The organism is Intestinibacillus sp. Marseille-P6563, from assembly GCF_900604335.1.
Lineage (GTDB): Bacteria > Bacillota > Clostridia > Oscillospirales > Butyricicoccaceae > Butyricicoccus_B.
In genome coordinates, this window is the sequence record NZ_UWOD01000008.1 from 1 (window position 1) to 5,347 (window position 5,347).

9 protein-coding genes are annotated in these 5,347 nt (G+C 48.4%); 1 reads left to right on the forward strand and 8 read right to left on the reverse strand.

The features are described 5' to 3' along the window. Window positions 1–15 precede the first annotated feature (15 nt). From EFB11_RS16995 to EFB11_RS16590, 8 genes are all read right to left on the reverse strand, one after another. Window positions 16–159 carry a hypothetical protein gene (locus tag EFB11_RS16995; protein ID WP_164706847.1) on the reverse strand — a complete coding sequence of 48 codons (144 nt, stop codon included), beginning with the start codon at window positions 157–159 and terminating at the stop codon, window positions 16–18. Then, the gene (locus EFB11_RS16560; protein WP_122791470.1) at window positions 137–1,042 is read right to left on the reverse strand and encodes a hypothetical protein; all 906 of its coding nucleotides are present in this window, start codon (window positions 1,040–1,042) and stop codon (window positions 137–139) included. Before EFB11_RS16560 ends, EFB11_RS16995 begins: the two co-directional genes overlap by 23 nt. A gap of 437 nt (window positions 1,043–1,479) precedes the next feature. Then, complete coding sequence (locus tag EFB11_RS16565; RefSeq protein WP_122791471.1) at window positions 1,480–2,127, reverse strand: zonular occludens toxin domain-containing protein; 648 nt, start codon at window positions 2,125–2,127, stop codon at window positions 1,480–1,482. 9 nt (window positions 2,128–2,136) lie between these two features. Continuing rightward, window positions 2,137–2,397, reverse strand: a complete 261-nt coding sequence (locus tag EFB11_RS16570) for a hypothetical protein (RefSeq protein WP_122791472.1) — start codon at window positions 2,395–2,397, stop codon at window positions 2,137–2,139. A gap of 12 nt (window positions 2,398–2,409) precedes the next feature. Further along, window positions 2,410–3,768, reverse strand: a complete 1,359-nt coding sequence (locus EFB11_RS16575; RefSeq protein ID WP_122791473.1) for a hypothetical protein — start codon at window positions 3,766–3,768, stop codon at window positions 2,410–2,412. 138 nt (window positions 3,769–3,906) lie between these two features. Continuing rightward, entirely contained in the window at window positions 3,907–4,104 is a 198-nt protein-coding gene (locus EFB11_RS16580) for a hypothetical protein (RefSeq protein WP_122791474.1), read from the reverse strand. Window positions 4,105–4,243: 139 nt separating this feature from the next. Further along, entirely contained in the window at window positions 4,244–4,507 is a 264-nt protein-coding gene (locus tag EFB11_RS16585) for a hypothetical protein (RefSeq protein WP_122791475.1), read from the reverse strand. Next, complete coding sequence (locus EFB11_RS16590) at window positions 4,504–4,824, reverse strand: hypothetical protein (RefSeq protein ID WP_122791476.1); 321 nt, start codon at window positions 4,822–4,824, stop codon at window positions 4,504–4,506. Before EFB11_RS16590 ends, EFB11_RS16585 begins: the two co-directional genes overlap by 4 nt. Window positions 4,825–4,993: 169 nt before the next feature. Here EFB11_RS16590 and EFB11_RS16595 point away from each other — a divergent pair, with 169 nt between their 5' ends. After that, window positions 4,994–5,167: a ribbon-helix-helix domain-containing protein gene (locus tag EFB11_RS16595; protein WP_164706848.1), complete on the forward strand. Its 174-nt coding sequence runs from the start codon at window positions 4,994–4,996 to the stop codon at window positions 5,165–5,167. The last annotated feature ends 180 nt before the right edge of the window (window positions 5,168–5,347 follow it).

Below are 5,347 nucleotides of genomic sequence, written 5' to 3' on the forward strand. Positions count from 1 at the left end.
ATTTTGTATAGTTTCCTATGCCGCAGATTCGGCCAGCTTGACAGCCCCCTCCGGCTGCTGCCGGCGCAGCCGATCTGCGGCATACAGCCAGCGCTCACGGTAAGTATACAAAATAACCGTTGTTGTCCGATTCGCTTTATAAGCTTGTCTGATAGCCACGGATTTCTTCAAAATCTTCACCAAAATCAATGTCCAATTCTTGTTCAAGTTCCGTGAAGTTTATAGCCGGTAAGCCCTTGCCATAGTCCAGGATTTGCTGTAAAATAATCTTGTAGTCAAGTTCAGACGCATTGACCTTTACGGCAGCTTCTCCCAAAAGCTGCTGTATTTTTTTGCGTTTACGCTTAGATATATCCATTAAAAGTTCTGGATGCTCCATGCAAGCGATAAGTAATACTTTGTCTGTCCCGGTAACATCTTCGGGAATTTCGGCAGAATCAAAATACAGCACATCCGGGAAAACGCGGGAAAACTCAGCGAATGAACAGCATTTATAATCCATGGTGATTTCCAATCGAGTTAAATCATACCCTAATTTAGATTCTAAACCTTTGTTGTAAAGCTTCACATTACCATGTTGTGACCGTAACCCCAAATATTCGGTTTTGTCCAAATTGCTGTTACATAGCTGGGCATATTTCCGCTTATCCTTGACCAGGATGAATTTATCACGTGCCACCGGTATGTCGATCGCCACATCAAAACGTCCGAAATCCAGATACCGGCAGCCAGAAAGCAGCCACTCATAAACATACGTGAATTGTGCATCGTTCCCCACCTTTGCCGGATTAAACTCGACCTTTACCGTCTCGGTGAAGCTGTTTGGAGCCGTTCCGGTAACACCAAACCCCAAGTAATAACTATGGCCGGATTGCAATGCAATCGTGTAATTGTAATGCATAGAACCCGGAGACCGTCCAATCCACTGTTTGGCTATTTCTCCAGTGCTTGCAGACGAGCCATCACATAACACACCCAATATATGGGAAATCGTATCATATCGCACACGCATCACCACTGTTAGTTTATCAAGCAAATACATATAACAAATCAACTCCTATCCGTTGTTGGTAGCTTTTGGCACAAAGGTACATTTGTGACCATGTATGCCCCTATTTAGAAAGGGGGGCATCTCCCCTGCCCATCAGGGGAGATGAAACACCAACAACATATACCCTACCTACGGCAGCAAAAACGGATATTGCCGCACAGACGCCCAGCGCCTTGCCCACACCCTAAAGGGTATGGACAAGCCCCAGGACGCAAGTGGACAAATCCGCCCCCGCTGCCTGCTGCGGTAGTGGGAGGACACCCGGCAGCGCGCCAACGCTGCCCGGTTTCCCCCCAAAGGCTGCCACGGTGCCAGACGCGGACTGCGGAGCCTTCCCCCCTTCCGTTCCTCTCGCGCGAGCGCGTTTTTTTATGTAGCTGCTGCCTGCGCTGCGCGCAGCCGAAAGCGCAGACCATACGGCGCAGCGGTCAGGACCCCCCGCCTGACGGCGGGTCCCCCCGACCGGCTGCGGCCGTGATGGGCTGCGTGCCCGGTGCCGCGAACATGGCATAGCTGTCATAAAGCTTCGCCCTGCTGCGGCGGTACGGGATGATCTGAGAGCCGAGCCGCAGCCGCTGCCCGTACCACCGCTGCACACAGAGAAAGGCCGTAAGCGGTAACAGGCCAAACGCATTATTGATTTTCAGGTGGGAATACTCATACTCGACACAGCAGCGGATTTGCCGGTCTAGCATCCGGTCAAACTGTGCAATGAGAATGATGTTATAGCCCAGCTTGCGATGCTGGCTGAAAAAGTGCACCCAGCGCATACGCTCCTGCCCAGATTGCCAATCACGTGAGTTAAAAAGGCCACCGCACTCATCCAACACCAAGAGCGTCTGCCCTTCCATGCCCACTACATGGTTCTCGACCGCATATTGCACCAGCCGGTCAACGCTGACCTCTGAATTATCCCAGTAATCGAAGCGGCCACGAAGCCGCCGAATATTTTCAGTGACTACCGGGAAATTTGCTATCACTCCATTGCGCGTCCTGCGCCGCAGCTTGTCCACAATATCGCAAAGGGCATGATAACTTTTCCCGCTGCCGGGTGTACCCGAATATAGAAAAATCATAGCAATACCTCATTCAATGGCTTTTATCCAACGTGCTACCACGGAAAGCGCATAAAAGACCGCCACAGCCACAAGCCACGCTTCCAGAATCGCGCCAACTTCATACAGCGGCAGGAAATAGTTGATTTGTGCCAGCAAATTAGTGAACGCATTATCAGTTTCCAGAAACGCCTGAAACGGCGATGGCGGGAAAATAGCACAAATGCTATTGAGTACCACCACAATAGCATCCAACAAGAACTGAACAAACGATGCAAGAGCCTTAAACACACTGCTGCCCCCTTACCATTTCATAACGTCTCTGGTACGTAGTATGAGCACATACACGAACCAGACCACGACCACATAGCGGAAAAACGTGATAGGCACGGTATATGGCGATAGATCTACCGTATGATGTACCGAAAAATAGGCCGTGTCCAAATCGATTGAAAATCTATAATCAGCAGCAGAAGCCGCAAAAAGCATGATAGCGTCCCGCAAATCAAACGGAATGCAGAACGGAAACCGGTCTACAAGAATGAGATTCTTGAATCCATCAAAATCCAGTTTGAAATCTGAGGGGGAATCAAAGAAATTCCGGATAGCGTCCCAAATATCGCCCAAGATATCTAATATGCCGCTTCCAGTCCCCTCCCCTTCTCCTACTGCCGTGCCGGTTGAAGCATCAACCAGGGTATCATAGGGCACATCCACCAGATCGCCGGTCGCGGTCTTTGGGATATCCAAGACAAAATCATCTGGATTCAGTGACAGATCAGGCCAGATAACAACGTCTTTACCTTCCTCATCCGTCTGCACTTCGGGGATGTCCGGGACATAGATCATGGTATCTTCGCCCGGATACGTCAAATCAGGAGCAAGAGACGGAGCGCCAGTCCCAAAAACAACATAGCAAGGAGCCTCAAGGAAATAAGCATAGTTACCACCAAAGGACAAAGCCGTATCATTGGAATTACCAACATTAAGCCAAAAAAAAGGCCGGATAGAATTAGACGGAGAAAACCAAATCCGTCCAAAGACATCACCGTTAAAAAAACTATGATACTCCTCGTCGTCAAGGACATAAGTATAATAATCGCCAACATCAATATATGGTGTAAGGATATAAGCATCGCTCAATAGATTACCATCTGCATCATATTGCTGGATAGATGTAATCCAAGATGTATAAAAATCAATATTATCAGCCCAATTATCAAAAGCATCACCATCTGCAAAATATATAGGCTCCCCAAAAGCGATATCGCCACCAACAGAAGAACCCACAAATGATTGATATGCATCATTGATAGCATCCCAAATAGACTGCGAAATCCGGACAGCACCATCACCAACCGTATTGGCAACATCAATTTGCAATGCAACTATCTGCTGCAATTTATCCGCAACCCCAGACGCCTGCTGCCCAAGCCAGTACCAAACTTTCGCTGCTGCATCACGTGCGGTATCCGTCGTGGCGAACGATGCACCGCCAGCAATCAGCAGCGCGGCCACAAGTTCTTTAGCGCCATATGCAATGACCGGGGCCAGAGCCGCCGCCTGCATAATCGGCACAACCGACACCAGCGCCAGAATCAGAAACATCATCAACAGCGCCAGCACCCGGAAGAGCAGCCGCCGACGAAAATACAAAGTCATAAAATCACCCCTTTGCAGGAATCAAAAATAGAATTGCATAAAACACACAGCAGCGCGCCCGATCGGCACCCGCTGCAACGTAAATCACGCAATAAAAAATGCCGCAACCTGCAAAATGCAAATTGCGGCATCGCGGCATCACTTCGCCATGGACTTGAACTTACTCCAGAGCACCTTAGCACCCCAAAATGTGATACCAAGGCCAACCGCAGCAGCAATGATCACAGCAGCATCGCCACCCACAGACGTTACAGCTTCCTGAATAGCCGTAACAACAGCCGAAGTACCTTCTGCTTCTACAGTCGCAACAACAGCCGAAGCACCTTCTGCTTCCATAATGGAACCCTCCTTTTATACTACATTTTTTATAAATGCTAACGCCAAAACGGCGAAATAGCCCAAAATCATGCAGACACAAAGGCCAGCTAAAACGGGATAAAACGTACCATTAAAGGCAGAAATGAGAAGAGCAGTATCAACCACGATGACACCACCCCAACAACGCACGGGCAAAGCCACACGCCAGAATGACAGCGATACAAATCACAATCAGCAGATTTGTTTGCGATATGGCATCTGCTACAATCGCAATATCATCTGTCCCAAGTAAAACGCCACTCTCAACTTCTGACATTGTCTCCGATTGGAAAATATCAACCTCTGCCCCATCCGTCGCCTGATCAGAAGGTGGAGAAGATGATGACGACCCCACAGCCGTTACAATGTCATTATCATTCATCGTTTAGCACCCCCTCCAAATGGGGCAAACGGCTGTACGTACTTGGCAGAGATAAGGCGCAGCGTCGGACGCCCGCGGGAACCGGCACTCATTTTGAACTCGGCATCGTACAGAGCCGGAAGGTTCGCGAACTTATCCCAATCCGAGTAGTCCATAATGGCCGAAAGCACTTCCACGCCGCTTTCATTCTGCCGAAGTTCGCCGCTCCATTCTTCAATGTAGGTAATCTTCACACCGGCTACCACTTCGCCGGTTTTGTCGTCGGTCATCTGATACCGGCGAGCATTCAACACACAAATTTGACTAGTAAGTTTCATAGCAATATTCCTCCTCAGATTCAGGCAACAGCATGACCCGTTGAAACCTTACGCGAAATTGTAAAACATTGTTTTACAATTTGGATTATAAACTGTTAAACAATGTTTGTCAATACGAGTGGCAAAAAAATATTAAAGCTGATAAAATACCGTCAAGGAGGTGGGCATAGTGAAAAGAACCAAAGCTACAAAGCAAATCGGACTAAGAGTACCAGAAGAATTAAAAGACCGACTTGAAAATCGAGCAGAAGAAGAAGGACGCACATTGTCCAACCTTGTAATCAAAATTTGCGAAGAATATCTAAGAAAAATTGATGAAGCCAAAAAGATGTTAGGCGAATAAAAAAAGAGGGCTTTTAGCCCTCTTTTTTATCCAGCCGCGAACCGGCCAAAACATGTGCCATTTTGTATAGTTTCCTATGCCGCAGATTCGGCCAGCTTGACAGCCCCCTCCGGCTGCTGCCGGCGCAGCCGATCTGCGGCATACAGCCAGCGCTCACGGTAAGTATACAAAATAACCGTT